This is a genomic window from Shinella kummerowiae (assembly GCF_009827055.1).
GTDB classification, from domain to species: domain Bacteria; phylum Pseudomonadota; class Alphaproteobacteria; order Rhizobiales; family Rhizobiaceae; genus Shinella; species Shinella kummerowiae.
This window is the reverse complement of the sequence record NZ_WUMK01000008.1, coordinates 73,036-95,704: the sequence shown is the minus strand read 5'-3', so window position 1 is coordinate 95,704 and position 22,669 is coordinate 73,036. Positions and strand designations below refer to the sequence as shown.

The window sequence follows — 22,669 nt, the reverse complement described above, 5'->3', positions numbered from 1 at the left end:
CCGGCGCCCAAAGCCGCGCGTGGCCGCTTTTCGAGCAAGAGGCTCCAAAAATGTCCTTTTCCTTCGAGTTTGAACCGAAGCCGCGGCGTTCGTCCGTCGGGGTCGATGTCGGTGGCGTGCTGGTCGGCGGCGGTGCGCCGGTCGTCGTGCAGTCAATGACCAACACGGATACGGCCGATATCGACGGCACGGTCGCCCAGGTGGCGGCGCTGCATCGCGCGGGCTCGGAGATCGTGCGCATCACGGTCGACCGCGACGAGAGTGCGGCGGCGGTGCCGAAAATCCGCGAGCGGCTGGAGCGCCTTGGCCTGGACGTGCCGCTGGTCGGCGACTTCCACTATATCGGCCACAAGCTGCTTGCCGATCATCCGGCCTGTGCCGAGGCGCTGGCGAAATACCGCATCAATCCGGGCAATGTCGGTTTCAAGGAGAAGAAGGACCGGCAGTTTTCGGCCATTGTCGAGACGGCGATCCGCCACAACAAGCCGGTGCGCATCGGCGTCAACTGGGGCTCGCTCGACCAGGAACTGTTGACGCGGCTGATGGACGAAAACCAGGAAAAGGGTTTTCCGCTGACGGCGCAGCAGGTGATGCGCGAGGCGATCTGCCAGTCGGCGCTGCTTTCGGCGGAGCTGGCGGAAGAGATCGGCCTGCCGCGTGACCATATCATCCTGTCGGCCAAGGTCTCCAACGTGCAGGACCTCATCGCCGTCTATGCGATGCTGTCTTCGCGTTCCGACCATGCGCTGCATCTCGGCCTGACCGAAGCCGGCATGGGCACCAAGGGCATCGTCGCCTCGTCGGCCTCACTCGGTATCCTGCTGCAGCAGGGCATCGGCGACACGATCCGCATCTCGCTGACGCCGGAGCCCGGAGGCGACCGCACACGCGAGGTGCAGGTGGCGCAGGAACTGTTGCAGGTCATGGGCTTCCGGCAGTTCATTCCGGTGGTGGCCGCCTGTCCGGGCTGCGGACGCACGACCTCGACGGTGTTCCAGGAGCTGGCGCAGAAAATCCAGGACGATATCCGCAAGAACATGCCGGTCTGGCGCGAGAAATATCCGGGTGTCGAGGGTCTCAAGGTCGCCGTCATGGGTTGCATCGTTAACGGGCCGGGCGAGAGCAAACATGCCGATATCGGCATCTCGCTGCCGGGCACTGGCGAATTGCCGATCGCGCCTGTTTATGTCGACGGCAAGAAATCGATGACGCTGCGCGGCACCAACATTGCCGGCGAATTCGAGACCTTGGTCAACGACTATATCGAGAAGCGCTACGGGCAGGGCCAGGCGGCCGCTGAATAAGCTTTGTCAGGCGCCGCGCCGAACGGAAAGCTGCTGCCCCCTTTTCCGGGCGCGGTTCAGAGCCGCGTCGTCAGCAGCTTGAAGCCGGCAAAGGCGAAGAAGGCGGCCATGACGCCTTCGATGGCGCGGCGCGACTTCAAGTAGGCCCGGTGCACGGGACCGAGCGAAAAGACCAGCGCGAAGCCGAGGAAGACGCAGACGCCCATCACCATGCAGCCGGCGATGAAGGTGACCATCACACCGCCGGGCGCACCCGCCGGCATGCCGAGCGATGTCAGCATGATCCAGTTGAAGATCGCCTTCGGATTGGTGATGTGGATGCCAAAACCCTTGAGATATTGCCGGCGCGGCGAGAGCGGCGGCAGGGCGGCCATCTGCGCGCGGTAGGTTTCCTCGCTCTTGCGCGCCGCCCTGTAGGCGTTCCAGGCGAGCCAGAGCAGGTAGCAGCCGCCGACGATCTTCAGCACGATGATCGCCTCTCCGTAGGTGCGGATGAGGGCGGAGAGGCCCGAGGCCGTAAGGATCGCCCAGACATAGGAGCCGGTCAGCACGCCGGAGGCAAGCGCCAGCCCGGCGCGTCGGCCCTGGCTGATCGAGGTGGCGATGATGGCGATGATCGCCGGTCCCGGCGAGGCTGTCGCGATGAAATAGGCGGTCCAGGCGACGGCGAGTTGCGGCAGGTAGGGCGTGATGTCGGTCATGGTTCACCGGTGGATGTCGGTGGACGATAATCGATCGTTTTGGCCGCTCCAAGCCGGAGAATTGCACCACATGTCACCGTTGGCCGGGAAGTCGGTGCATCCCCCTCATCCGGCCCTTCGGGCCACCTTCTCCCCGGTGGGCAGAAGGGGAGATGTGGCGTGGTTTCTGAACGCGCCATCGAGAGGATGAAAAGGAGGCCTTGTCCCCTTCTCCCCAGTGGGGAGAAGGTGCCGGCAGACGGATGAGGGGGCTGTCGCCGCCCTGACTGACCCCTCAGACGATCTCTTCGACCGCCGCGATCAGCCGGTCGCATTCCTCCGGCGTGCCGATGGTGATGCGCAGAAAGTCCGAGATGCGGGGTTTTGCGAAGTGGCGCACCAGCACGGCGCGGTCGCGCAGGCCCTTGGCGAGGGCTTCGCCGCTGTGGCCGGGGTGGCGGGCGAAGACGAAGTTGGCCTGCGAGGGCAAGACCTCGAAGCCGCGCTGGCGAAGCGCGCCGGTGACGCGTTCGCGTGTCTCGATGACCTTGCCCCGCGTCTCGTCGAACCAGGCGCGGTCGTCCACGGCGGCGGCAGCACCCGCCTGGGCGACGCGGTCGAGCGGGTAGGAATTGAAGCTGTCCTTGACGCGCTCCAGCGCATCGATCAGCGGGCGCTGGCCGATGGCGTAGCCGACGCGGAGACCCGCCAGCGAGCGGGATTTCGACAGCGTGTGCACGACGAGCAGGTTGTCGTACTTTTTCGTCAGCGGAATCGCGCTCTCGCCGCCGAAATCGATATAGGCCTCGTCGACCACGATCGGCTGGTCCGGGTGTTCGGCGACCAGCTTTTCGATGGCCGCGAGCGGCAGGCCGATGCCGGTGGGGGCATTCGGGTTCGGCAGGATGATGGCGCCGGCGGGGCGGGCGTAATCGGCCAGATCGATGGTGAAATCGTCCTTCAGCGGGATTTCCACCGCCTCGATGCCGAACAGGCGGCAATAGGTCGGGTAGAAGCTGTAGGTGATGTCGGGATAGAGCAGCGGCTGCTCGTGGTTGAGGAGGGCGACGAAGGCGTGCGCCAGCACCTCGTCCGAACCGTTGCCGACAAAGACCTCGTCGGCCTCGACGCCGTAGAAACGGGCGATCGACTGGCGTAGCGCCAGCGCCGACGGATCGGGGTAGAGCTTCAGGCTGTCGGCAACGGCGGCCTGCATGGCGGCGATGGCCTTGGGCGAGGGGCCGTAGGGGTTTTCGTTGGTGTTGAGCTTGGTGAGGTTTTGGATGCGCGGCTGTTCGCCTGCGACATAGGGCTTGAGCGTGGCGACGATCGGCGACCAGAATTTGCTCATGACGTCAGTTCCTGCGATTGGCGATGAAATGGGCGGTTTCGATGAGAATGCCGGCCCGATGGCTGAACGGCGCAAGAAGCGCCTCGGCCTCCTTCACAAGCGCCTGAAGGCGGCTTTCCGCCCAGGCCTGGCCGCGGCGCGACACGAGCGTCGCCTTGCCGCGGTCGGCATCCTTGCCGGTCGCCTTGCCCATGGTCTGCGCATCCGCGGTGAGATCGAGCAGGTCGTCGGCGATCTGGAAGGCGAGGCCGACCGTTTCGCCGTAACGGCGCAGCGTCGCGCGCTCGTTTTCCGGGGCACCTGCGATGATTGCACCGGCCTCGCAGGCAAAGCGCAGAAGTGCTCCGGTCTTCATGGCCTGCAGCGTGACGATGCCGTCGGTGTCCGGCGCCTGTTTTTCCGCCGCAAGATCGAGCGCCTGGCCGCCCGCCATGCCGCCGATGCCGGCGGCGCGGGCGAGCGCCAGTACGAGCGCCGTCTTGGTGGCGTCGGGAAGGCGGGTTTCTGGGGCGGCGACGATGTCGAAGGCGAGCGTCAGCAGGCTGTCGCCAGCAAGGATGGCGGCCGCCTCGTCGAAGGCGATATGCACGGTCGGCTGGCCGCGGCGCAGGTCGTCGTCGTCCATCGCCGGCAGGTCGTCATGCACGAGCGAATAACAGTGGATGCATTCGAGCGCCGCACCGATGCGCAGCGCCGTATCGCGCTCGACATTCGGGAAGAGGGCGGCGGATTCAATGACGAGAAAGGGGCGCAGGCGCTTGCCGCCGTTCAGCACGCCGTGGCGCATGGCGGCGAGAAGGCGTTCGGGCCGGGCGATCTCGTCCGTCTGCATGTCCCCCGACAGCAGGGCGGCGAGCAGCGTTTCCACCGCTTCGGCATTGCTTTTCAGGAGGGACTGGAATTCCTGGTGACGTTCGCTCATGGCCGCTCTTTGGCATGGGCTCCGTGCTTAGGCAACGGGAATGCCGGGAGAGCGGCAAAGAATCGCGGCGCGGCGCTGGTTTTTGGCGCGCCGTGACGGTATGAAGGCGCAACGACGCAAGGATGGGCGCCGGCATTTGGACATCGTACCGGAAACACGGGCAGACACGGTCAATTCGCAAGCGGATGCCGGTGGCAGGGAAGGTTTGATGACCCGCCTTCGCCGGCATTGGCGACGCATTGTCCTTGCCGTCGCGGCCTTCATCGCGCTGCCCTATGTGCTGATCCTGCTTTATACGGTGGAGTTCGTCCGCCCGGTGTCGACGCTCATGCTGAGCGACCTCGTGCTGCTGCGCGGCTACGACCGGCAATGGGTGGAGTTCGACGCGATTTCACCCAATCTCGTGCAGGCGGTGATGATGTCCGAGGACGGCCAGTACTGCCGCCATGCCGGCGTCGACTGGGGCGAGATGCGCGCCGTCGTCAACGAGGCGCTGGCCGGCGAGCAGACGCGCGGCGCCAGCACCATACCCATGCAGACGGCGAAGAACCTGTTCCTGTGGAACGGCCGCTCCTTCCTGCGCAAGGTGATGGAACTGCCGCTTGCCGTCGTTGCGGATTTCGTCTGGAGCAAGCGGCGGCTGATGGAGATCTATCTCAACATCGCCGAATGGGGTCCGGGCATCTACGGCATCGAGGCGGCGGCGCAGCACCATTTCGGCGTCTCGGCCGCCAAGCTTTCGCGCCGGCAGGCGGCCCTTCTCGCCGTTTCTCTGCCCAATCCCTTCGAGCGCAATGCCGGCAAGCCGGGGCGCGGGCTGCAACAGCTGGCGCGGCTGATCGAGCGACGGGCGAGCCGCTCCGGCGAATATATCAAATGCCTTTATGATTGATGTCAGGGCTTTTCATTGGCGCTTGCCGGCCTGAGCCCCTAGAATCCGGGCTTGCAAGGAGCGCGCAATGGCAGACCTCATCCTCTATGTCGGCAACAAGAACTATTCCTCCTGGTCCTTCCGGCCCTGGATTGCGCTCGAAGCGGCGGGCGTGCCCTTCAAGGACAAGGTGATCCCCTTCGATTTCCCCGCGGGCAATCCGGACATCCGCAAGGTTTCTCCGACCGGCAAGGTGCCGGTTCTGTACCATGGTGCGGTGCGGGTGTGGGAATCGCTCGCCATCATCGAATATGCCGCCGAGCTTTTTCCCGACAAGGGCATCTGGCCCGAAGATGTGGCGGCCCGCGCCGAGGCACGGGCGATCTCGATGGAAATCCTCTCCGGCTTCCATGCGCTGCGCAATACCTGCCCGATGAACATCCGCCGCAAGCCCGGCACGGTCGACCTGTCCGATGGCGTGAGAAACGACGTCGCGCGCATCGAAACGATCTGGAAGACGGCGCTGACCCGCTCGGGCGGCCCGTTCCTGTTCGGTGCGTTTTCGGCGGCCGATGCCATGTATGCGCCGGTCGTCAACCGCTTCGAGGCCTATTGCCTCACCACGGACGAAACCGTATTGGCCTATATGGCCCGCATGAAGGCGCATCCGGCCTGGCAGACGTGGGAGGTGGCCGCGCGCGCCGAGCCCTGGATCGTGCCGGAAGACGAAGCCTGACCGTCGGAATCGAAAAATTCCGGTCGGGGACTGGTCAAGCGGGGTTTTGCCATGTATAAGCCCGCCAAATTTCCGAAATAAAGACATGTCTTTGTCAGCCATTCGGTGGCTTGCGGATGTGTTTGCCCGATAAGTGGAGTTAGTGAAATGGCTGTACCGAAAAGAAAAACGAGCCCGTCCAAGCGCGGTATGCGCCGTTCCGCAGACGCTCTGAAGGGTTCGACCTACATCGAAGACAAGAACTCGGGCGAACTGCGCCGTCCGCACCACATCGACCTGAAGACCGGCATGTACCGCGGTCGCCAGGTTCTGACGCCGAAGGAAAGCGCATAATCTGCGTTTTCGGCATCAGCTGAGATCAGGGGCCGGCTCGTCCGGCCCTTTTCTTTTGGGGCAATTGCTCCGTTCCCGCCGCGCGACATTTTCTTGTGCCGAATCTTCGGCTAAGAGGGCCGGTAGGGCTGCTCGTGCAAGGGCGGCCAGAGGAGAGCGCTACCCATGCTTTTTGCCATCCCGCTTCTGATCATCCCGTTCGCTCTCTACAATCTCGCCATGACCGGGTTGTTCGGCGACGGTGGCACCGCCGTGCTCGACAGCGAGGTGCTGGCGGTCAACATGCTGTCCGGCACGACCTGGACGATGGCCTTCGGCGACCTGCTCATCTTCATCGCGCTCGTGCTGCTCTTCGTGGAAATCCTGAAGGCCACGCGGCCGGGCTCGCGCGCCCTGCTCGATCACATGCTGTCGATGGTGCTGTTCGTGGTGTTTCTCGTCGAGTTCCTGCTGGTGCAGGGGGCGGCGACGCAGATCTTCTTCATCCTGATGACCATCTGCTTCATCGACGTCATCGCGGGCTTTGCCGTCTCGATCCGCACGGCGGGCCGCGACGTTTCGATCGGGCTCTGACGGGGCGCGGGGAGGCCCCGCGCCGTTTCTGTCGTCAGCTCAGGTTGTCGAGCTTGGTCTGCAATGCGCGAAGCTGTTCCTTCAGCTCGTCGAGATCCTTGGGCTCGGCCTTGCGGGTCTCCTTCGGCGGCGCGGCATTGGCGAAGGGGGCGAACATCTTCATCGCCTGCTGGAACAGCTCCGTGTTGCGCCGTGTCGTCTCCTCGATGAGCGCCATCGGCACCTGGAGGTTCTTGGCAAGCGGCGTATCGCCCAGCGCCTTGTTGATCTGCTCGCGCATCTGCGACTGCTGCTCGGTGAAGGCCTGCATGGAATGCTCGAGATAGCTCGGCACCACCATCTGCATCTGGTCGCCGTAATAGGAGATCAGCTGGCGCAGGAAAGAGATCGGCAAAAGCGTGTTGCCGGTCTTGGATTCCTGCTCGAAAATGATCTGCGTCAGCACCGAATGGGTGATGTCGTCGCCGGATTTCGCGTCCTGCACGGTGAAGTCCTCGCCCTTCTTCACCATGACCGCGAGATCGTCGAGCGTCACATAGGTGCTCGTGCCCGTGTTGTAGAGGCGGCGGTTCGCGTATTTCTTGATGACGATCTGACCGTCGTTCTTGGCCATTAGGGTCTCCTCATCCCCGTGTTCCTATTTCTTTTTTGATGCCGGCGAGTATCCGCAAAAAGACGCTTCCTGACAATCGAATTGTGCGATGCGGCGAGGAATGCTGCGCAACATGGATTTTCATGCTGCAAGCCCGTTTGATGAAATTTTAGTGCTGCGGGATATCCCGTTTGACTCTCCCCCTCCGCTTTGCCAGTTTTGATTTGGGAGAACCGCCGGGCTCGCGTCGTTCGCGCGTTGAGCCCGGTTCCAAGGCCGGTCATCGGTCGACAGAACTGAGGAAGCACATCCATGAGCACCCCGTCCATCGTCATCGCCAGCGCCGCCCGCACAGCGGTCGGATCCTTCAACGGAGCCTTTGCCAACACGCCGGCCCATGAACTCGGGGCGACGGCCATTTCGGCGGTTCTGGAGCGTGCGGGCGTGGCGGCAGGCGAGGTGAACGAAGTGATCCTCGGCCAGGTCCTGCAGGCCGGCGAAGGCCAGAACCCGGCGCGTCAGGCGGCCATGAAGGCCGGCATTCCGCAGGAAGCGACCGCCTGGACCATGAACCAGCTCTGTGGCTCGGGCCTGCGCGCCGTGGCCCTCGGCCTGCAGCAGATCGCCACCGGCGATGCCAACATCATCGTCGCCGGCGGCATGGAATCCATGTCGATGGCGCCGCATTGCGCGCATCTGCGCGGCGGCGTGAAGATGGGCGACTTCAAGATGATCGACACGATGATCAAGGATGGCCTGACCGACGCCTTCTACGGTTACCACATGGGCATCACCGCCGAAAACGTCGCCAAGCAGTGGCAGTTGTCGCGCGATGACCAGGACGCCTTCGCCGTCTCCTCGCAGAACAAGGCCGAGGCCGCCCAGAAGGAAGGCCGCTTCAAGGACGAGATCGTTCCCTTCATCGTCAAGACCCGCAAGGGCGATGTGTCGGTCGACGCCGACGAATATATCCGCCATGGCGCAACGCTCGATTCGATGGCCAAGCTGCGCCCCGCCTTCGACAAGGACGGCACGGTGACGGCGGCGAACGCCTCCGGTCTCAACGACGGCGCCGCTGCCGCGCTTCTGATGAGCGAAGCCGAGGCCTCGCGCCGCGGTATCCAGCCGCTCGCCCGCATCGTCTCCTGGGCGACCGCCGGCGTCGACCCGAAGATCATGGGCACCGGCCCGATCCCGGCATCGCGCAAGGCGCTCGAACGCGCCGGCTGGAAGATCGGCGACCTCGACCTCGTGGAAGCCAACGAAGCCTTCGCGGCGCAGGCTTGCGCGGTCAACAAGGATCTCGGCTGGGATCCGTCGATCGTCAACGTCAACGGCGGCGCGATCGCCATCGGCCATCCGATCGGCGCTTCCGGCGCCCGTATCCTCAACACGCTCCTCTTCGAGATGAAGCGTCGCGGCGCCTCGAAGGGCCTTGCCACGCTCTGCATCGGCGGCGGCATGGGCGTGGCGATGTGCGTCGAGCGCATGTAAGCATCAGCTTACAAGCTGCTTTGCCATGACCCGCCGCCTGCCCGGCAACGGGGCGTCGGGTCGACTCAAAAAAACACAGCAAGGGAGTGAGCGACATGAGCAGGGTAGCATTGGTAACGGGCGGGTCGCGCGGCATTGGCGCTGCCATTTCGGTGGCGCTGAAGGCTGCGGGCTACAAGGTGGCTGCAAGCTACGCCGGCAATGACGATGCGGCCAACGCCTTCAAGGCGGAAACCGGCATCCCGGTCTACAAGTGGGACGTCGCGAGCTACGAGGCCTGCGTCGAGGGCATCGGCAGGGTGGAAGCCGATCTCGGCCCCGTTGATATTCTCGTCAACAATGCGGGTATCACCAAGGACGCGATGTTCCATAAGATGACGCCTGACCAGTGGGGCGCCGTCATCAACACCAACCTGACCGGCCTGTTCAACATGACCCATCCGCTCTGGACCGGCATGCGCGACCGCAATTTCGGCCGCGTCATCAACATCTCGTCGATCAATGGCCAGAAGGGCCAGATGGGCCAGGCGAACTATTCCGCCGCCAAGGCCGGCGACCTTGGCTTCACCAAGGCGCTCGCCCAGGAGGGTGCCGCCAAGGGCATCACGGTCAACGCTATCTGCCCCGGCTATATCGGCACGGAAATGGTGCGCGCCATCCCGGAAAAGGTGCTGAACGAGCGGATCATCCCGCAGATCCCCGTGGGTCGCCTCGGGGAGCCGGAGGAAATCGCCCGCGTCGTCGTCTTCCTCGCCTCGGACGATGCCGGTTTCATCACCGGCTCGACCATTTCGGCGAATGGCGGACAGTTCTTCGTCTGAGGCCATTTTTTTGAGACGGAACACGGCGCCTTCGGGCGCCGTTTTCATGTGGTACACTGTGCAAGACGGAGAGGGCCCATGAAACAGGAACGATTGAGCGAAGAGGCGATTGCCGAGGCACTGGCGACACTCGACGGCTGGAGCCGTTCGGATGACGGCATCGCCATCGAGAAGCGGTTCAAATTCAAGACGTTTCGCGAGGCCTTCGGCTTCATGACCGAGGGGGCGCTTGCGGCGGAAAAATTCAACCACCATCCCGAATGGTTCAACGTCTACAATCGTGTCGACGTGCGGCTCACCAACCACGATGCGGGCGGGCTGACCGAGCTGGACGTCAAGCTCGCCACCGCAATGGACAAGGCGGCGGGCGAGCGCACGAAGAGTTGAAGGCGCGTGAACGCATTCCCATATGATTCCCGCCGGGAGATTTTCAACGCTACAGCGCGCTTTGCGTGTAGGCCGGCATCGCCACCTGAAGGAGGCCCTGCATGGATGATGTGAAGATCGGCGAGATCCTTCTGCCGGGAGACGAGGACGAGCAGGACCGGCAGAAGAGCCGCGTGAAGAAGCGGTTCTGGCCGGTCTTGAAGCGCGCGATGCGGCAGGTGCCGTTCGGTCGCGATCTGGTCGCCGCCTACTATTGCGCGCTGGATTCCCGTACGCCGACCAAGGTTCGCGGCATTCTTCTGGCGGCGCTCGCCTACTTCGTGCTGCCGCTCGACGGCGTTCCCGATTTCTTCGCGCTGGTCGGCTTTTCCGATGACATTGCCGTGCTGACGGCGGCCTTCGCGGCGATCCGCGGCCACATCCGCGACGACCACTACATGGCCGCCGACAAGGCCCTGGCGGACGAGCCGGACATGCAGGCCGCCGGTTAAACGGCGGTCCCGGACGGCATCTCCCGGTTGTTGGCGCGAGCCGTGGTAGCGCCAGTCAAATTCTTGCCCTATTCCTTGTGCCATTAGGGGTTTCGACGGGTTTCTATCTCACCATATGGGGATCGGGGACGCCCGCCTTTCTTTACAAAGGCAGCGGCGGGTTCTCGACGCAAACTGTCCCGGTGCGGTGCGGAAACTCCCGGTAAAATGCGTGCCTGTTGACGGTTTGGTAACCTGAATTAAGTCAAAATGAACCAGATCGTCATCATGCATGGCTTAAACCCGCATCGGGGGCGCCGCCTTCGGTCGGTACACCACAGGCAAGACAACCGGCAGGAAAACATGTTCGTAAGAAAGCTCGCAACCGCACTCGCCCTTGTCGTCGCGACCGCAGGCGTTGCCTCGGCCCAGACGCCGACGCGCATTCAGCAGTTCAATGCCTGGGGCGCCTATTCCTATCAGGCGAACGGTGGCAAGGTCTGCTACGTGCTCTCCGTGCCGAAGGACAAGAACCCGCCCGGCGTCGACCACGGCGATGTGTTCTTCCTCGTCTCGCAGCGTCCCGGCCAGAACATCAGCTACGAGCCGCAGGCGATGATGGGCTATCCGCTGCAGGAAAATTCCAAGGTCAATGTCGTCATCGACGGCCGCACCTTCGCGATGTTCACCAAGGGCAATTCGGCCTGGGTGGAGAACGCCGCCGAAGAGCCGGCGCTGGTCGCTGCCATGCGCGGCGGCAAGGACATGCAGGTGCAGGCCAAGTCACGCCGCGGCACGGGCACGTCCTACTCCTATTCGCTGTCCGGCATCTCGGCGGCGCTCAAGCAGATCGAAGGTTGCCGCTAACAGCACCCTGAACTTCACAGCAAAAGGCCGGCTTCACGCCGGCCTTTTGTGTTTCGGGACGGATTATTCCGCCGGTTCCGTCAGAAGCTGCGCATCGCGCGCGCAAACCGCGCGATACCAGGCATAGGAGAGGATCGCCATCAGGCCCATGGCGGGGATGATCGTGCCGAAAGCGAAGAGGGGCAGGCCGATGGCCGCGGCGACGAGGCCGGCGATGAAGCCGGAGCCCATCTGGATGAACCCCATCGCGGCCGAAGCCGAGCCGGCGATATGCGGGAAGGGCTCCATGGCGGCCGTCATCATATAGGGCATGACGAAGGCGATGCCGAAGGCATAGATGCCCACCGGTCCCATGACGCTCAGGAAGGTCGGCTCCATGAGGTGCGAGAGCGAGGCGATCAGGATGCTGGCAATGCCGATGAAGCAGAGGCCGGGAAAGACGATGCGGGCCGGTGGCATCCTGCGCATCAGCACGCGCACCACGACGGTTCCGGCAAAGAAGAAACCCGATTGCATGAGCATGCCGACGCCGAACTGGGTGGGCGTCAGGCCGACCTTGCCGATCAGCACGAAGGGCAGCATGGTGGCCTGACCGTAGAGCGCGCCGACGGCGCCCGCCATGACCAGCGTGGCGGAGACGAAGCGGCTGCTCGCGGCGAGTTCGCCATAGCCGCGCAGGATCGGGCCGACACGGCCCTTGGCCGGGTCGGGTATCGTCGTTTCGGCCATGCAGAAATAGACCGCGCCGCAGGCCGTCAACGCGAAGCCGACCATCAGGAAGAAGATCGACTGCCAGCCGAACAGGCCGAGCGCGAAGCCGCCGAGCGTGGGCGAGACGGCCGGGCCGATGGCGAGCATCATGCCCACCATGTTCATGATGCGGGCGGCCTCGGTGCCGGTGAACTGGTCGCGCACGATGGCGCGCGACACCGTCATGCCGACGGACGCGCCGATGCCCTGGACGAGGCGGCCGGCGAGCAGCACCTCGACGCTCGGCGCGAAGGCCGCCATCAGGCTGCCGGCAAGGTAAACGGTCATGAAGATCAGAGTCGTCTTGCGGCGGCCGAGCACGTCCGACATGGTGCCGGAGACGAGTTGCGACAGGGCGAAGCCGGCGAAATAGAGCGACAGCGTCAGCTTGATCGCCGATTCCGTCGAGGAAAAGGCATGCACCAGCTCCGGCATGGCCGGTGTGTAGAGCGCCATGGAGACGGGACCGAGCGCCACGAGGAAGGCGCCGATGATGCTCGTGCGCCGTTCGCTCATGCGCGGCGCCGTCATCGGATGGCCTCCTTGACGAGGGCAAGCGCGGAACTGTCTTCCTCGAGCGCCACGAGATTGGCGCGCAACTGCTTCAACTGGCCGCGCATCACCTCGATATCGGCCGTGCCGATACCGCTCGTCACATGCTGCATCAGATCGATCTGCTCGTCGCGAATGCTGGCGATCAGCTCATTGGCGGCGGGCGTCGTGAAGATCAGCTTGGCGCGGCGATCGACCGGGTCGGGACGGCGCTCGATGAAGCCGAGGCTCTGGAGGCGGTCGAGATAGGTGGAGAGCGTCATCGGCTCGATACCCATGCGCTGGGCGATGTCGAGCTGGCGGCTGCCTTCCAGCGTGGCGATGCGCACGAGCGTGCGGGCCTCGCCCGGTGTCAGGCCGAGACCGGCGGTGGCGATGCGGCGCTCGAAAGCGCTACGCAGCATGCGGGCAACGTCGATGAGGACGAAACCGAGGGCGTCGGGATCGGGACGAGGGGACATGATCACTTTCTGGCTTATTGTAAGTTTAACTTACTATGCGCCGCGGCAATGAACAACCCGCAAGCCAAAGCTGCAACGCATGGCTGCCTTGCGAAATGACAAATCGTTCCCGCGCCACCTTGACGAACGGTGCGACGCAGACTGGAATGCCGGGATCTTCAAGGGGATTCCAGATGACCGGTTCGATGCTCTTTGGCGCCTTCATGGCCGCCCTGCTTTACGTGCTCATTCCCGGGCCGGCGTTTCTCGCGCTGCTCGGTATCGGCGCCGGGCAGGGGCGAAAGGCGGGGGCGCTGTTCATGGGCGGGCATCTCGCCGGCGACCTGCTCTGGTCGAGCCTGGCGCTCGTGGCGATCGTCGGGGCCAAGACGATCGGCACCACGGTCTTCGACGTGCTCGGCCTCGCCTGCGGTTTCTATCTCGCCTGGATCGGCTGGTCGGCGCTGCGTGCAAAGCCGCGGGCGGATGGCGGCGCGGTGATGACGGTCGAGCGGCCGCTGCGCCGCGGGCTGGTGTTCGGCCTGACCAACCCGAAGGGCTATCCGGTGGCGCTGGCGACCTTCACGGCGCTGCTTGCCGGGTCCTCGAACGCGCTCGATTTCGATGCGCTGCCGGCGCTGCTCGGCGTGTCGTTCTTCGGCTTCCTGATGGCGGATGTCATCCTGGTCGCCATTATCGGCGCTGGCCTGGTACGCCGCTTCTACCGGCGTCATGAACTGGCGATCGTGCGCCTGTCCGGTCTGCTCTTCATGGGCTTTGCCGTGCAGGCCGTCTGGCATGCGGCGCCGGGCCTTCTTGGCTGGCGCAAACCCTGACTGTCCGTTCGGCTCAGCCGAGTTCCTGGGCGAGCCCGATGAGAAGCCCTTCCGGCCCACGGATGTAGCAGAGCCGATAGGCGTCCTTGTACTGGACGACCTCGCCGACGAGGTGCGCACCGCGTGCTCGGAGCCTCTCAAGTGTTGCGTCGACGTTGTCCACGGTGAACATGACGCGAAGGTAGCCGAGCGCATTGACCGGGGCATTCCGGTGATCGGCGACGACGGGTGGCGCGAGGAAGCGGGAGAGTTCGAGCCGGCTGTGGCCGTCCGGCGTGCGCATCATGGCGATTTCGACATGCTGATCGCCCAGCCCGGTGACGCGTCCGGCCCATTCTCCCTCGATCATCGCCCGCCCTTCGAGATCGAGGCCGAGGTCACGAAAGAACGCGATTGCCTCGTCGAGGTCTTCGACGACGATTCCGACGTTGTCCATCCGCTTGAGCGCCATGTTTTCCTCCAAGGTGCAGTTCCAGAATCGACACGGTATCGCCGAGTATAACACGGGCGCTTGGCGTGTCCCCGACACCGGCCGCTCGCCGCGGTCTCGCTAGGCGCCGGCTGCCGGGAAGCGGATCGTCACGCGCAGGCCTTTGTCGTTTGCGCCGTTCTCCAGCGTCATCGTCGCATCGAACAGGGCGGCGATTTCCTCGACGATCGGCAGGCCGAGGCCCATGCCCGGTGCGGCGTTGTGGTCGCCTCGGGAAAAACGCTGGCGCACGAGGCTGCGGCGCTCCGGCGGGATACCGGGACCGTTATCCTCGACGACAAGCAGCACGGCATCGGCCACCTCTCGCACGCTGACCGTCACCTCCGCATCCGGGCCGGCATAGGCGATAGCGTTTTCCACGAGGTTGCGCAGCAATTCGCCGAAGAGCAGCGGTTCGGCGCGGGCAAGGGCCGGGCCTTCGCCCTCGTAGCCGAGGTCGATGCCGGTTTCGGCAGCGGAGGGCACACGGTCGGCGGTGAGCTGCTGCGTCAGTGCGGCGATATCGATCGGCGCGGCCTGCTGCGGTTCGTTGGAGCCGGCGGCGTCGATCTTCGCCATCAGCAGGAGTTGGGCGAGGATGCGCTCGGCATGGGCCACGGCGGCATCCCCCTTGCGGGCAGCCTCCTGCGCCTCCTCCAGCGTGCCGGCGCGGCTGGCGAGTGCGAGCTGGGTGCGGATGATGGCGAGCGGCGTGCGCAACTGATGGCTGGCATTGCCGGAAAAATGGCGTAGCGCATCGAGCGCCGATTGCAGGCGCACCATGAAGGAATTGACCGTATCGACCACGCCCTGCACCTCGCTCGGCACGCGCTGCTCGATGGGGTGCAGGTCGTTCGGGCTGCGCTCGGCGATGGCGTCGCTGAGACGGTAGAGCGGGCGCAGCGACACGGTGACGGCGATCCAGACGATGGTGGCGGCTCCCGCGATCATCATGGCGAGGCGCAGCGCCGAGCGGATCAGGATGGCCTGGGCGAGCTGGCGGCGGGCGATGGTGGTTTCGGCGACCGTGACGGCGAAGGGCACCGAGTTGATGCCGGTCGAGGCGGAGCGTTGCAGCACGGCGATGCGGATCGGTTCGCCGCGGAAGGTCGCATCCTGAAAGCCGATCGGCTGGCCTTTCATGTCGTCGATGGTCGGCAGCGTCTGGTAACCGGTAATGAACTGGCCCGGCGGCCCGTCGACGCGGTAGAACACGCGGTCCTGCGCGGCCGATGTCAGCATTTCCAGTGCGACATAGGGGATGTCGACTTCGAGACTGCCGTTTTCCGTCACCACGACGCGCTCGGCAATCGCCAGAGCGGAACCGGCGAGCACGCGGTCGGAAACGGCATTCGCCGTCTTCACGGCCTCCCAGTAGGTGTCGACAAGGGCGACGACGCCGATCACTGCCGTCGAGACGAGCAGCCAGGCGAGCAGGCGGCGACGGAGCGAGGAGGCCGGGAACGGGTTCACGCGGCGGGTGCCTTGTCGAGATAATAGCCGATGCCGCGGGCGGTGCGCACGGTCAGGCCATGCGGGGCGAGGCGTTTGCGGAGCCGGCTGACATATTGCTCGATGGCATTGGCGGAAAGGTCGTCGTCGAAGGCGGCGAGCGACTGCATGATCGCCTCCTTGGCGACCACCTTTCCGGCGCGCATGAAGAGGATTTCGAGCAGGCCGAGTTCGCGGGCGGGAATATCGAGCGGGGTGCCCTCGGCGGAGAAGGTGCGGGAGTTGAGATCGAGTGCCACGCCGCCATAGGTGATGGCCGAGGAGCGCAGGCCCGCCTGACGGCGCAGCAGCATGCGCACGCGCGCCTCGAATTCCGAGATGTCGAAGGGCTTGATCATGTAGTCGTCGGCGCCGAGATCGAGGCCGCGCACCCGCTCTTCCGGCGCGCCGCGGGCCGTCAGGATCAGCACGGATGCCTTGTCTTTGCGGGCGCGCATGGCGCGCAGCACGTCGAGGCCGTCCATCTCGGGCAGCGTCAGGTCGAGGATGACGAGGTCGAAATTCTCCGAGGCGATGGCGGCATCGGCGGACGTGCCGTCGCGCACCACGTCCACGGCATGCCCGGTGCCCTTCAGGATGGCCGACAGGCCGTCGGCCAGGGCATCATTGTCTTCGACCAGTAGAATGCGCACGTCGTGTCGTCCTCCTTTCGGAACTCTAACGGGGGCGGGTGCACTTGTGAACGGGCTCACGCTTTGGCAAGGTCGCGCCATGCGTCTTGTCCTCAGCCTTCTTGCCCTCATTGCCGCGCCCCTCCCGGCCTTCGCGGAGCCGACCTTCTTTCCGGCGCGCGACGGTAATGCCCAAGCGCCGGTGCTCGTCGTCTATTCCTCGCTCGACGAGCCGCTCGCCCGGCCGATGATCATGGGCTTCCAGGATGCCAATCCCGATATCGCGGTGCGTTACGACGAGATGCTGACCGGCGAGGTGCACGACCGCATCGTGCGCGAGACGGATGCCGGCGAGAAGACGGCGGATTTTGCCTTCTCCTCGGCGATGGACCTGCAGGTGAAGCTCAGCAATGACGGTTATGCCCAGCGCAGCGACCTGCCGATGAGCGATCGCTGGCCGCAATGGGCGAACTGGCGCAACACCGCCTATGCGCTGACCTTCGAGCCGGCCGTTTTCGTCTACCACAAGCCGAGCTTCAAGGACGAGAAGCCGCCCGCCTCGCGCGCCGAGTTCGTGGAATACCTGAAACGGCAAGGCGAGAAGGTCTATGGCCGCATCGGTACCTATGACATCGAACGCTCCGGCGTCGGTTTCCTCTTCATGGCGCGCGACCAGGAGCAGTTCGGCGATATCTGGACGGTGATCCAGGCGATGGGGGCGGCAGGCGTCAAGCTTTATTCGACCAGTTCGGCGATCCTCGAGCGCGTCGCCGACGGGCGCTTCGTGCTCGGCTATAACATTCTCGGCTCCTATGCGGCCGATTGGGCGTCGCGCCATCCGGATGTCGGCATCGTCCTGCCGAAGGACTATACCGTCGTCATGTCGCGCATCGGCCTCGTGCCGCAGGCGGCGGCCTCGCCGGAACTCGGGCGGCGCTATCTCGCCTTCTTCATGTCGAAGGAGGGCCAGACCATCATGGCGCGCGAATTGCAGATCGCCGCCGTCAGCCCGGAAGTCTCCGGCACCAATACGGCGCGCACCATGAGCGCGCTGCTTGGCGCGCAGTTGAAGCCGGTGCCGGTGAGCCCGGGCCTCATGGTCTATCTCGACCAGGTGAAACGCGCCCGGCTGATTGCGCGCTGGAACGAGGTTCTGCGCACGCAATAGCGCGGCAGGGCTCGGCAAGCGCGCCCCTTGTGCACTGCCATGTCAGGTAGATGTCAGCTTCTTGTGTTGCTCTTGGGGTCTTCAACGTCCGTGGAGGCGGACGGAAGACCGGGAGGAGACTTCAGCCAGATTTGCGCCCGCGAACCGTCGTTCGCGTTGCCGTGGCCGACCCGTTCCTCCCTCCATAAGCAACGATGCGCGGAAACAAGCCGCGCCTGACGGAGGACACACTCTTGAAACATTTCTTCCTGGCATCCCTGATTGCCGGCGCCATGGCGCTTCCGGCTTTTGCCGCCGATTATTCGATCATCGCCCCGGCCGGCCCGGGCGGCGGCTGGGACCAGACGGCCCGCTCGCTGCAGACGGTTCTGCAGGACGAGAAGATCGCCGGCAGCGTGCAGGTGGTGAACGTTCCGGGCGCCGGCGGCACGATCGGCCTTGCCCAGTTCGCCAGCCAGAATTCCGGCAACCCGAATGCGCTCATCGTCGGCGGTTACGTCATGGTCGGCGCGATCCTCACCAACCAGTCGCCAGTGACCCTCAAGGATGTCACGCCGATCGCCCGCCTGACGGGCGAATATGAAGCGATCGTCGTTCCGGCATCGTCGCCGATCCAGAACATGCAGGACCTCGTCACCGCGCTGAAGGCGGATCCGGGCGCCGTATCCTGGGCTGGCGGCTCTGCCGGCGGCACGGATCACATCGCGGTCGGCCTGATCGCCAAGGCAGCCGGCGTCGACCCGACCAAGATCAACTACATCGCCTATTCCGGTGGTGGTGAAGCGCTGGCCGCGATCCTCGGCAACCAGGTGACCGCCGGCATTTCCGGCTACGGCGAGTTCGAAGCCCAGGTGAAGGCCGGCACGCTGCGCCTGATCGCCATTTCCAGCGCCGAGCGCGTCGAAGGCATCGATGCCCCGACCATCAAGGAAGGCGGCCTCGACGTCGTCGTCGAGAACTGGCGCATGGTCGCCGCAGCCCCCGGCCTTTCGGCCGAGCAGGTGGCCGCGGTCAACGCCGATATCGAGAAGGTCGTAAACTCCGACGCCTGGAAGGGCATCCTGAAGACCAAGGGCTGGCAGAACACCTATCTCGCCGGCGACGCCTTCAACGCCCAGCTCGACAAGGACATTGCTTCGACTGCAAGCATCCTCAAGGACATCGGGCTCGTCAAATGAGCGAGGTCTCGTCCTCTCATGGAAAGCGCCGCCCTGATCGGGCGGCGCTGGTCATCGCCCCGGTCCTCTTCATCCTCGCCGCCGTGATCTGGTGGGATGCCGGCCGCCTGGCGGAGATGAGCAACTATTCGCGCATCGGCCCCGCCACCGTGCCGCATGTCGTCGCCATCGGCCTGGCGCTGCTCGCCATCTGGACGGCGTTCGAAGCCTGGCGCGGCGATTTTCCCGAGCGTGAGCCGATCGAGGCCCAGCCGGTGATCTTCATCGTCGCCGGCCTTGCCGGGCAGATGCTGCTGCTCAAGACTGCGGGTTTTTCCATCGCGACGGGCGTGCTGTTCGCGCTGACGGCCTTCGGCTTCGGCCGGCGCAAGCTGTGGATCTCGCTGCCGATCGGCATCGCCTTCAGTTTCGTCGTCTTCATCATCTTCGGCCGCTTCCTGCAGCTCTCGCTGCCCGCCGGGCCGCTCGAGCACCTGTTCTTCTGAGGGGCTGACAATGGGTACTTTCGAATTCCTGCTGCAGGGCATCGCCATTGCCGCGCAGCCGATGAACCTGCTGTATGCGCTGATCGGCGTGACGCTCGGCACGGCCGTCGGCGTTCTGCCCGGCATCGGCCCGGCGCTGACGGTCGCGCTGTTGCTTCCCGTCACCTACAAGCTCGATCCGGCCGGATCGCTGATCATGTTCGCCGGCATCTATTACGGTGGCATGTATGGCGGCTCGACGACGTCGATCCTGCTCAACACGCCTGGCGAAAGCGCCTCGGTCGTCACCGCACTCGAAGGCAACAAGATGGCACGCGCCGGCCGCGGCGGTCCTGCGCTCGCGACAGCGGCGATCGGGTCCTTCGTCGCCGGCCTGATCGCCACGCTCGGCCTCGCTTTTATCGCGCCCTTCGTCGTGAAGTTCGCGCTCTCCTTCGGCCCGCGCGAATATTTCGCGCTGATGGTGCTCGCCTTCGTGACCGTGTCGGCGGCCTTCGGCGATTCGACTTTGCGTGGCCTCACCGCCCTCTTCGTCGGTCTGGCACTCGCCGTCATCGGCATCGACCAGCAGACCGGCCAGGCGCGCATGTCCTTCGGCATTCCCGACCTGCTTGACGGCATCGAGGTGACGACGCTTGCCGTCGCCATGTTCGCCATCGGCGAGACGCTCTATGTCGCCTGTCAGGGCGACCGCATCCCCGAGAAGGTGGAGGCGGTCAAGGGCTCGGTCTGGATGAGCAGGCAGGACTGGGCGCGCTCCTGGAAACCCTGGCTGCGCGGCACGTTCATCGGCTTCCCGATCGGCGCCATGCCGGCCGGTGGCGCGGATATCGCAAGCTTCCTGTCCTATTCGACGGAAAAACAGTTCTCGAAGCACAAGGACGAATTCGGCAAGGGCGCCATCGAAGGTGTTGCGGGTCCCGAAGCGGCAAACAATGCGTCGGCTGCCGGCACGCTCGTGCCGCTGCTCTCGCTCGGCCTGCCGACGACGGCGACGGCAGCGATCATGCTCGCCGGCTTCCAGCAATATGGTCTCCAGCCCGGCCCGCTGCTGTTTGCGACCAATCCGCAGCTCGTCTGGGGCCTCATCGCCAGCCTGCTGATTGCCAATTTCATGCTGCTGGTGCTGAACCTGCCGCTGATCGGCCTGTGGGTGAAGCTGCTGACGATCCCCAAGCCCTGGCTCTATGCCGGCATCCTGCTGTTTGCCACGCTCGGCACGATCGGCGCCAATCCGTCGGTGTTCGAACTCGGCATGCTGCTCACCTTCGGCCTGCTCGGTTTTGCCATGCGCATCTTCGGCTATCCGATCGCCCCCGTGGTCGTCGGCCTCATCCTCGGGCCGATGGCGGAGCAGCAATTGCGCCGCGCGCTGGCGATCAGCCAGGGCGACGTGACCACGCTGTTCATGTCGCCGATCGCCGCGGTGCTCTTCGTGCTGGCGGTGCTCGCCGTCGTCGTGCCGCTCATCCTGCGGGCGCGGGGCAAGGGCGAAGTTCTTTCGCAGTTTGCCGCGAACGAAGACTGACGCTGTTCTTGAACGGTTGAAAGCAATGCAGGCCGGAAGCCCCGCTTCCGGCCTGCATTCGTTGCATGGCTGGCCTGAGATTCCGTCGGTTGTTCTTTCCGGCCTGAAGTATCATCTTCTGCTCGTAAGCTAAAACAGAAAGCGAGCAATCCAATGACCACCCTCCGCAACTCCTTCGCCCAGGGCTTCTTCGGCCGGGCCTTCGCCGTACTGAGCGCTGCCAATGCAGCCGCCGCGGCTGTCGAAGGGCACCGCCGCCCGAAGGAACGCGACCTGAAGACGCTCGGCATCAACCCCGCCGACTTCCCGCGCGTCTAACGCGACATAGAGAATTCCCTGAATGAAAAGGCCCGCTGGTCGAAAGATCAGCGGGCCTTCTGTGTTTTTGACTTGCGTCGGTTCGAAACCGTTTCCTTCGTCATCCTCGGGCTTGACCCGAGGATCCACTGTCGCAGCGTGCCGGTGGATGGATGGTCGGGTCGAGCCCGACCATGACGGCGGAGAAGTTTGCGGCATGTCGGCGAAAGAAAAAGCCGGCCGTCGAAACGGCCGGCCGGAGGTTTGTTACGCGTTGTTCTCGCCGAGCTGGGCGGCCACGCGGTCGCCCGCATGCGGGGCCTCGTGGTGTCCCAGTTCCTTCTCCCGCCTGTTGTAGCGGATCGAGGACCAGAGCGAGATGCCGATCAGCGTTGCGCCGCCGAGGCCGGTGATGACTTCCGGAATGTGCACCAGCGTCTGGAAGTACATGACGACCGACAGGATCAGGATCGCGTAGAATGCGCCGTGCTCCAGGTAGCGGTATTCGGCAAGCGTGCCCTTCTCCACCAGCATGATCGTCATCGAGCGCACATACATGGCGCCGATACCGAGGCCGATGGCGATGATGAAGAGGTTCTGCGTCAGTGCGAAGGCGCCGATGACGCCGTCGAAGGAGAAGCTGGCATCGAGCACTTCGAGATAGATGAACGCGCCGAGGCCGCCCTTGGCCGCTTCCGACATCGCCTTCTGCGAGGCATCCAGCAGGCCGCCGACGACTTCCACTGCAAGGAAGGTCAGGAGGCCGTAGACGGCGGAATGCACGAAGGTGTTCGCATCTTCCCCGTCAAGCAGGTTCGAGAAGATCAGGATGAGCGCGAGAACGAAGGCGATCTCGATGCCCTTGACCGTTGCCGAGCGCGCCATGTGCTTCTCGATGAAGCCGATCCAGTGCACGTCCTTCTCATGGTTGAAGAAGTAGGTGAGGCCGACCATCATCAGGAAGGTGCCGCCGAAGGCAGCGATGGGCAGATGCGCGTCGTTCATGATGCGGGCGTATTCCGCCGGCTCGCGGGCCGCGAGGATGAGCGCATCGATCGGGCCGATGCCGGCGGCGATGACGACGATCAGGAGCGGGAAGACGATGCGCATGCCGAACACGGCGATCACGATGCCCCAGGTCAGGAACCGGTGTTGCCAGACCGGCGTCATGTCCTTGAGCTTGTTGGCGTTCACGATCGCGTTATCGAAGGAGAGCGAGATCTCCAGCACCGCGAGAACCGCGCAGATGAAGAAGACGGTCGCCATGCCGGCGAGCGTTCCTTCCGTCTGCCAGCCGAGCCAGGCGCCGAGCGCGAGGCCGATGACAGTGGAGATGATGGCCCATTTCAGGTAGGAGAGGGTGGTCTTGCCTTCGCCGTTGCCGATCATGACAGCGCCTCCATGCTGGAGGAGATACGGGAAGCGAGGTTGCGCATACCACA

Annotated in this window: 26 protein-coding genes; 16 read left to right on the top strand and 10 right to left on the bottom strand. The window is 64.5% G+C overall.

The genetic code is table 11. From position 1 onward, the window contains the following. Nucleotides 1–50: 50 nt before the first annotated feature. On the top strand, nucleotides 51–1,304 hold the full coding sequence (ispG, locus tag GR138_RS20810) for a flavodoxin-dependent (E)-4-hydroxy-3-methylbut-2-enyl-diphosphate synthase (RefSeq protein ID WP_160861188.1): 1,254 nt from the start codon (nucleotides 51–53) through the stop codon (nucleotides 1,302–1,304). 56 nt (nucleotides 1,305–1,360) lie between these two features. Here ispG and GR138_RS20805 read toward each other — a convergent pair whose 3' ends face one another. From GR138_RS20805 to GR138_RS20795, 3 genes are all read right to left on the bottom strand, one after another. After that, nucleotides 1,361–2,005 (bottom strand): LysE family translocator, encoded by a 645-nt coding sequence (locus GR138_RS20805; protein WP_160861187.1) that lies wholly within the window; start codon nucleotides 2,003–2,005, stop codon nucleotides 1,361–1,363. 274 nt (nucleotides 2,006–2,279) lie between these two features. Beyond that, nucleotides 2,280–3,335 carry a histidinol-phosphate transaminase gene (gene hisC, locus GR138_RS20800; protein ID WP_160861186.1) on the bottom strand — a complete coding sequence of 352 codons (1,056 nt, stop codon included), beginning with the start codon at nucleotides 3,333–3,335 and terminating at the stop codon, nucleotides 2,280–2,282. Nucleotides 3,336–3,339: 4 nt separating this feature from the next. Next, nucleotides 3,340–4,257 carry a polyprenyl synthetase family protein gene (locus GR138_RS20795; protein ID WP_160861185.1) on the bottom strand — a complete coding sequence of 306 codons (918 nt, stop codon included), beginning with the start codon at nucleotides 4,255–4,257 and terminating at the stop codon, nucleotides 3,340–3,342. 136 nt (nucleotides 4,258–4,393) lie between these two features. Here GR138_RS20795 and mtgA point away from each other — a divergent pair, with 136 nt between their 5' ends. From mtgA to GR138_RS20775, 4 genes are all read left to right on the top strand, one after another. After that, nucleotides 4,394–5,149, top strand: a complete 756-nt coding sequence (gene mtgA, locus GR138_RS20790) for a monofunctional biosynthetic peptidoglycan transglycosylase (protein ID WP_420853690.1) — start codon at nucleotides 4,394–4,396, stop codon at nucleotides 5,147–5,149. 67 nt (nucleotides 5,150–5,216) lie between these two features. Beyond that, nucleotides 5,217–5,864 (top strand): glutathione S-transferase family protein, encoded by a 648-nt coding sequence (locus tag GR138_RS20785; RefSeq protein WP_160861183.1) that lies wholly within the window; start codon nucleotides 5,217–5,219, stop codon nucleotides 5,862–5,864. Nucleotides 5,865–6,011: 147 nt separating this feature from the next. After that, nucleotides 6,012–6,197 carry a 50S ribosomal protein L32 gene (gene rpmF / locus GR138_RS20780; protein WP_069060722.1) on the top strand — a complete coding sequence of 62 codons (186 nt, stop codon included), beginning with the start codon at nucleotides 6,012–6,014 and terminating at the stop codon, nucleotides 6,195–6,197. Nucleotides 6,198–6,362: 165 nt separating this feature from the next. Continuing rightward, nucleotides 6,363–6,770, top strand: a complete 408-nt coding sequence (locus tag GR138_RS20775) for a hypothetical protein (RefSeq protein WP_160861182.1) — start codon at nucleotides 6,363–6,365, stop codon at nucleotides 6,768–6,770. Nucleotides 6,771–6,804: 34 nt separating this feature from the next. Here GR138_RS20775 and phaR read toward each other — a convergent pair whose 3' ends face one another. Beyond that, complete coding sequence (gene phaR / locus GR138_RS20770) at nucleotides 6,805–7,383, bottom strand: polyhydroxyalkanoate synthesis repressor PhaR (RefSeq protein WP_160861181.1); 579 nt, start codon at nucleotides 7,381–7,383, stop codon at nucleotides 6,805–6,807. Between the two features lie 291 nt (nucleotides 7,384–7,674). Here phaR and GR138_RS20765 point away from each other — a divergent pair, with 291 nt between their 5' ends. The 5 genes from GR138_RS20765 (at nucleotide 7,675) to GR138_RS20745 (ending at nucleotide 11,401) form a co-directional block, all read left to right on the top strand. Next, nucleotides 7,675–8,856 carry an acetyl-CoA C-acetyltransferase gene (locus GR138_RS20765; protein WP_160861180.1) on the top strand — a complete coding sequence of 394 codons (1,182 nt, stop codon included), beginning with the start codon at nucleotides 7,675–7,677 and terminating at the stop codon, nucleotides 8,854–8,856. A 95-nt stretch (nucleotides 8,857–8,951) separates the two neighbouring features. Further along, nucleotides 8,952–9,677, top strand: a complete 726-nt coding sequence (phbB, locus tag GR138_RS20760) for a beta-ketoacyl-ACP reductase (protein ID WP_160861179.1) — start codon at nucleotides 8,952–8,954, stop codon at nucleotides 9,675–9,677. A gap of 78 nt (nucleotides 9,678–9,755) precedes the next feature. Then, nucleotides 9,756–10,064: a 4a-hydroxytetrahydrobiopterin dehydratase gene (locus tag GR138_RS20755; RefSeq protein WP_160861178.1), complete on the top strand. Its 309-nt coding sequence runs from the start codon at nucleotides 9,756–9,758 to the stop codon at nucleotides 10,062–10,064. Nucleotides 10,065–10,165: 101 nt separating this feature from the next. After that, nucleotides 10,166–10,555: a YkvA family protein gene (locus GR138_RS20750; RefSeq protein WP_160861177.1), complete on the top strand. Its 390-nt coding sequence runs from the start codon at nucleotides 10,166–10,168 to the stop codon at nucleotides 10,553–10,555. A 342-nt stretch (nucleotides 10,556–10,897) separates the two neighbouring features. Continuing rightward, entirely contained in the window at nucleotides 10,898–11,401 is a 504-nt protein-coding gene (locus tag GR138_RS20745) for an invasion associated locus B family protein (protein ID WP_160861176.1), read from the top strand. Between the two features lie 63 nt (nucleotides 11,402–11,464). On the opposite strand, the gene GR138_RS20740 is transcribed toward GR138_RS20745, so the two are convergent. Further along, nucleotides 11,465–12,682 carry a multidrug effflux MFS transporter gene (locus tag GR138_RS20740; RefSeq protein ID WP_160861175.1) on the bottom strand — a complete coding sequence of 406 codons (1,218 nt, stop codon included), beginning with the start codon at nucleotides 12,680–12,682 and terminating at the stop codon, nucleotides 11,465–11,467. Continuing rightward, the gene (locus GR138_RS20735; RefSeq protein WP_160861174.1) at nucleotides 12,679–13,164 is read right to left on the bottom strand and encodes a MarR family winged helix-turn-helix transcriptional regulator; all 486 of its coding nucleotides are present in this window, start codon (nucleotides 13,162–13,164) and stop codon (nucleotides 12,679–12,681) included. Before GR138_RS20735 ends, GR138_RS20740 begins: the two co-directional genes overlap by 4 nt. A 173-nt stretch (nucleotides 13,165–13,337) precedes the next feature. Between GR138_RS20735 and GR138_RS20730 the strand changes: the two genes are divergently transcribed. Continuing rightward, nucleotides 13,338–13,979, top strand: coding sequence for a LysE family translocator (locus GR138_RS20730; protein WP_160861173.1), 642 nt, complete (start codon nucleotides 13,338–13,340; stop codon nucleotides 13,977–13,979). Between the two features lie 13 nt (nucleotides 13,980–13,992). Here GR138_RS20730 and GR138_RS20725 read toward each other — a convergent pair whose 3' ends face one another. The 3 genes from GR138_RS20725 to GR138_RS20715 form a co-directional block, all read right to left on the bottom strand. Next, nucleotides 13,993–14,430 (bottom strand): VOC family protein, encoded by a 438-nt coding sequence (locus GR138_RS20725; RefSeq protein ID WP_160861172.1) that lies wholly within the window; start codon nucleotides 14,428–14,430, stop codon nucleotides 13,993–13,995. A gap of 99 nt (nucleotides 14,431–14,529) precedes the next feature. Further along, entirely contained in the window at nucleotides 14,530–15,921 is a 1,392-nt protein-coding gene (locus tag GR138_RS20720) for a sensor histidine kinase N-terminal domain-containing protein (protein ID WP_160861171.1), read from the bottom strand. Beyond that, the gene (locus GR138_RS20715) at nucleotides 15,918–16,592 is read right to left on the bottom strand and encodes a response regulator (protein WP_160861170.1); all 675 of its coding nucleotides are present in this window, start codon (nucleotides 16,590–16,592) and stop codon (nucleotides 15,918–15,920) included. The genes GR138_RS20720 and GR138_RS20715 overlap by 4 nt, the downstream gene beginning before the upstream one ends. A gap of 79 nt (nucleotides 16,593–16,671) precedes the next feature. On the opposite strand from GR138_RS20715, the gene GR138_RS20710 reads away from it, so the two are divergent. The 5 genes from GR138_RS20710 (at nucleotide 16,672) to GR138_RS30320 (ending at nucleotide 21,248) form a co-directional block, all read left to right on the top strand. Continuing rightward, on the top strand, nucleotides 16,672–17,739 hold the full coding sequence (locus GR138_RS20710) for an ABC transporter substrate-binding protein (protein ID WP_160861169.1): 1,068 nt from the start codon (nucleotides 16,672–16,674) through the stop codon (nucleotides 17,737–17,739). A gap of 233 nt (nucleotides 17,740–17,972) precedes the next feature. Continuing rightward, nucleotides 17,973–18,917, top strand: a complete 945-nt coding sequence (locus GR138_RS20705; protein ID WP_160861168.1) for a Bug family tripartite tricarboxylate transporter substrate binding protein — start codon at nucleotides 17,973–17,975, stop codon at nucleotides 18,915–18,917. Then, a complete protein-coding gene (locus tag GR138_RS20700) occupies nucleotides 18,914–19,402 on the top strand; it encodes a tripartite tricarboxylate transporter TctB family protein (protein WP_160861167.1) in 489 nt (162 codons plus the stop codon). The genes GR138_RS20705 and GR138_RS20700 overlap by 4 nt, the downstream gene beginning before the upstream one ends. Nucleotides 19,403–19,412: 10 nt before the next feature. After that, on the top strand, nucleotides 19,413–20,930 hold the full coding sequence (locus tag GR138_RS20695; RefSeq protein ID WP_160861166.1) for a tripartite tricarboxylate transporter permease: 1,518 nt from the start codon (nucleotides 19,413–19,415) through the stop codon (nucleotides 20,928–20,930). Between the two features lie 153 nt (nucleotides 20,931–21,083). Beyond that, a complete protein-coding gene (locus GR138_RS30320) occupies nucleotides 21,084–21,248 on the top strand; it encodes a hypothetical protein (RefSeq protein ID WP_171902425.1) in 165 nt (54 codons plus the stop codon). Nucleotides 21,249–21,494: 246 nt separating this feature from the next. Here the strand turns inward: GR138_RS30320 and GR138_RS20690 are convergent, their stop codons facing one another. Then, nucleotides 21,495–22,616 (bottom strand): DUF475 domain-containing protein, encoded by a 1,122-nt coding sequence (locus tag GR138_RS20690; protein WP_160861165.1) that lies wholly within the window; start codon nucleotides 22,614–22,616, stop codon nucleotides 21,495–21,497. Nucleotides 22,617–22,669: the final 53 nt, after the last annotated feature.

What these genes read in the sequence shown, in the direction of transcription:
- GR138_RS20785 (WP_160861183.1), top strand. Translation starts at nt 5,217, where the DNA reads ATGGCAGACCTCATCCTCTATGTCGGCAACAAGAACTATTCCTCCTGG.
- GR138_RS20740 (WP_160861175.1), bottom strand. Translation starts at nt 12,682, where the DNA reads ATGACGGCGCCGCGCATGAGCGAACGGCGCACGAGCATCATCGGCGCC.
- GR138_RS20795 (WP_160861185.1), bottom strand. Translation starts at nt 4,257, where the DNA reads ATGAGCGAACGTCACCAGGAATTCCAGTCCCTCCTGAAAAGCAATGCC.
- GR138_RS20750 (WP_160861177.1), top strand. Translation starts at nt 10,166, where the DNA reads ATGGATGATGTGAAGATCGGCGAGATCCTTCTGCCGGGAGACGAGGAC.
- GR138_RS20710 (WP_160861169.1), top strand. Translation starts at nt 16,672, where the DNA reads ATGCGTCTTGTCCTCAGCCTTCTTGCCCTCATTGCCGCGCCCCTCCCG.
- GR138_RS20695 (WP_160861166.1), top strand. Translation starts at nt 19,413, where the DNA reads ATGGGTACTTTCGAATTCCTGCTGCAGGGCATCGCCATTGCCGCGCAG.
- GR138_RS20765 (WP_160861180.1), top strand. Translation starts at nt 7,675, where the DNA reads ATGAGCACCCCGTCCATCGTCATCGCCAGCGCCGCCCGCACAGCGGTC.
- hisC (WP_160861186.1), bottom strand. Translation starts at nt 3,335, where the DNA reads ATGAGCAAATTCTGGTCGCCGATCGTCGCCACGCTCAAGCCCTATGTC.
- GR138_RS30320 (WP_171902425.1), top strand. Translation starts at nt 21,084, where the DNA reads ATGACCACCCTCCGCAACTCCTTCGCCCAGGGCTTCTTCGGCCGGGCC.
- GR138_RS20775 (WP_160861182.1), top strand. Translation starts at nt 6,363, where the DNA reads ATGCTTTTTGCCATCCCGCTTCTGATCATCCCGTTCGCTCTCTACAAT.
- phbB (WP_160861179.1), top strand. Translation starts at nt 8,952, where the DNA reads ATGAGCAGGGTAGCATTGGTAACGGGCGGGTCGCGCGGCATTGGCGCT.
- GR138_RS20700 (WP_160861167.1), top strand. Translation starts at nt 18,914, where the DNA reads ATGAGCGAGGTCTCGTCCTCTCATGGAAAGCGCCGCCCTGATCGGGCG.
- GR138_RS20690 (WP_160861165.1), bottom strand. Translation starts at nt 22,616, where the DNA reads ATGATCGGCAACGGCGAAGGCAAGACCACCCTCTCCTACCTGAAATGG.
- GR138_RS20725 (WP_160861172.1), bottom strand. Translation starts at nt 14,430, where the DNA reads ATGGCGCTCAAGCGGATGGACAACGTCGGAATCGTCGTCGAAGACCTC.
- GR138_RS20805 (WP_160861187.1), bottom strand. Translation starts at nt 2,005, where the DNA reads ATGACCGACATCACGCCCTACCTGCCGCAACTCGCCGTCGCCTGGACC.
- ispG (WP_160861188.1), top strand. Translation starts at nt 51, where the DNA reads ATGTCCTTTTCCTTCGAGTTTGAACCGAAGCCGCGGCGTTCGTCCGTC.
- rpmF (WP_069060722.1), top strand. Translation starts at nt 6,012, where the DNA reads ATGGCTGTACCGAAAAGAAAAACGAGCCCGTCCAAGCGCGGTATGCGC.
- GR138_RS20755 (WP_160861178.1), top strand. Translation starts at nt 9,756, where the DNA reads ATGAAACAGGAACGATTGAGCGAAGAGGCGATTGCCGAGGCACTGGCG.
- GR138_RS20735 (WP_160861174.1), bottom strand. Translation starts at nt 13,164, where the DNA reads ATGTCCCCTCGTCCCGATCCCGACGCCCTCGGTTTCGTCCTCATCGAC.
- phaR (WP_160861181.1), bottom strand. Translation starts at nt 7,383, where the DNA reads ATGGCCAAGAACGACGGTCAGATCGTCATCAAGAAATACGCGAACCGC.
- GR138_RS20730 (WP_160861173.1), top strand. Translation starts at nt 13,338, where the DNA reads ATGACCGGTTCGATGCTCTTTGGCGCCTTCATGGCCGCCCTGCTTTAC.
- GR138_RS20745 (WP_160861176.1), top strand. Translation starts at nt 10,898, where the DNA reads ATGTTCGTAAGAAAGCTCGCAACCGCACTCGCCCTTGTCGTCGCGACC.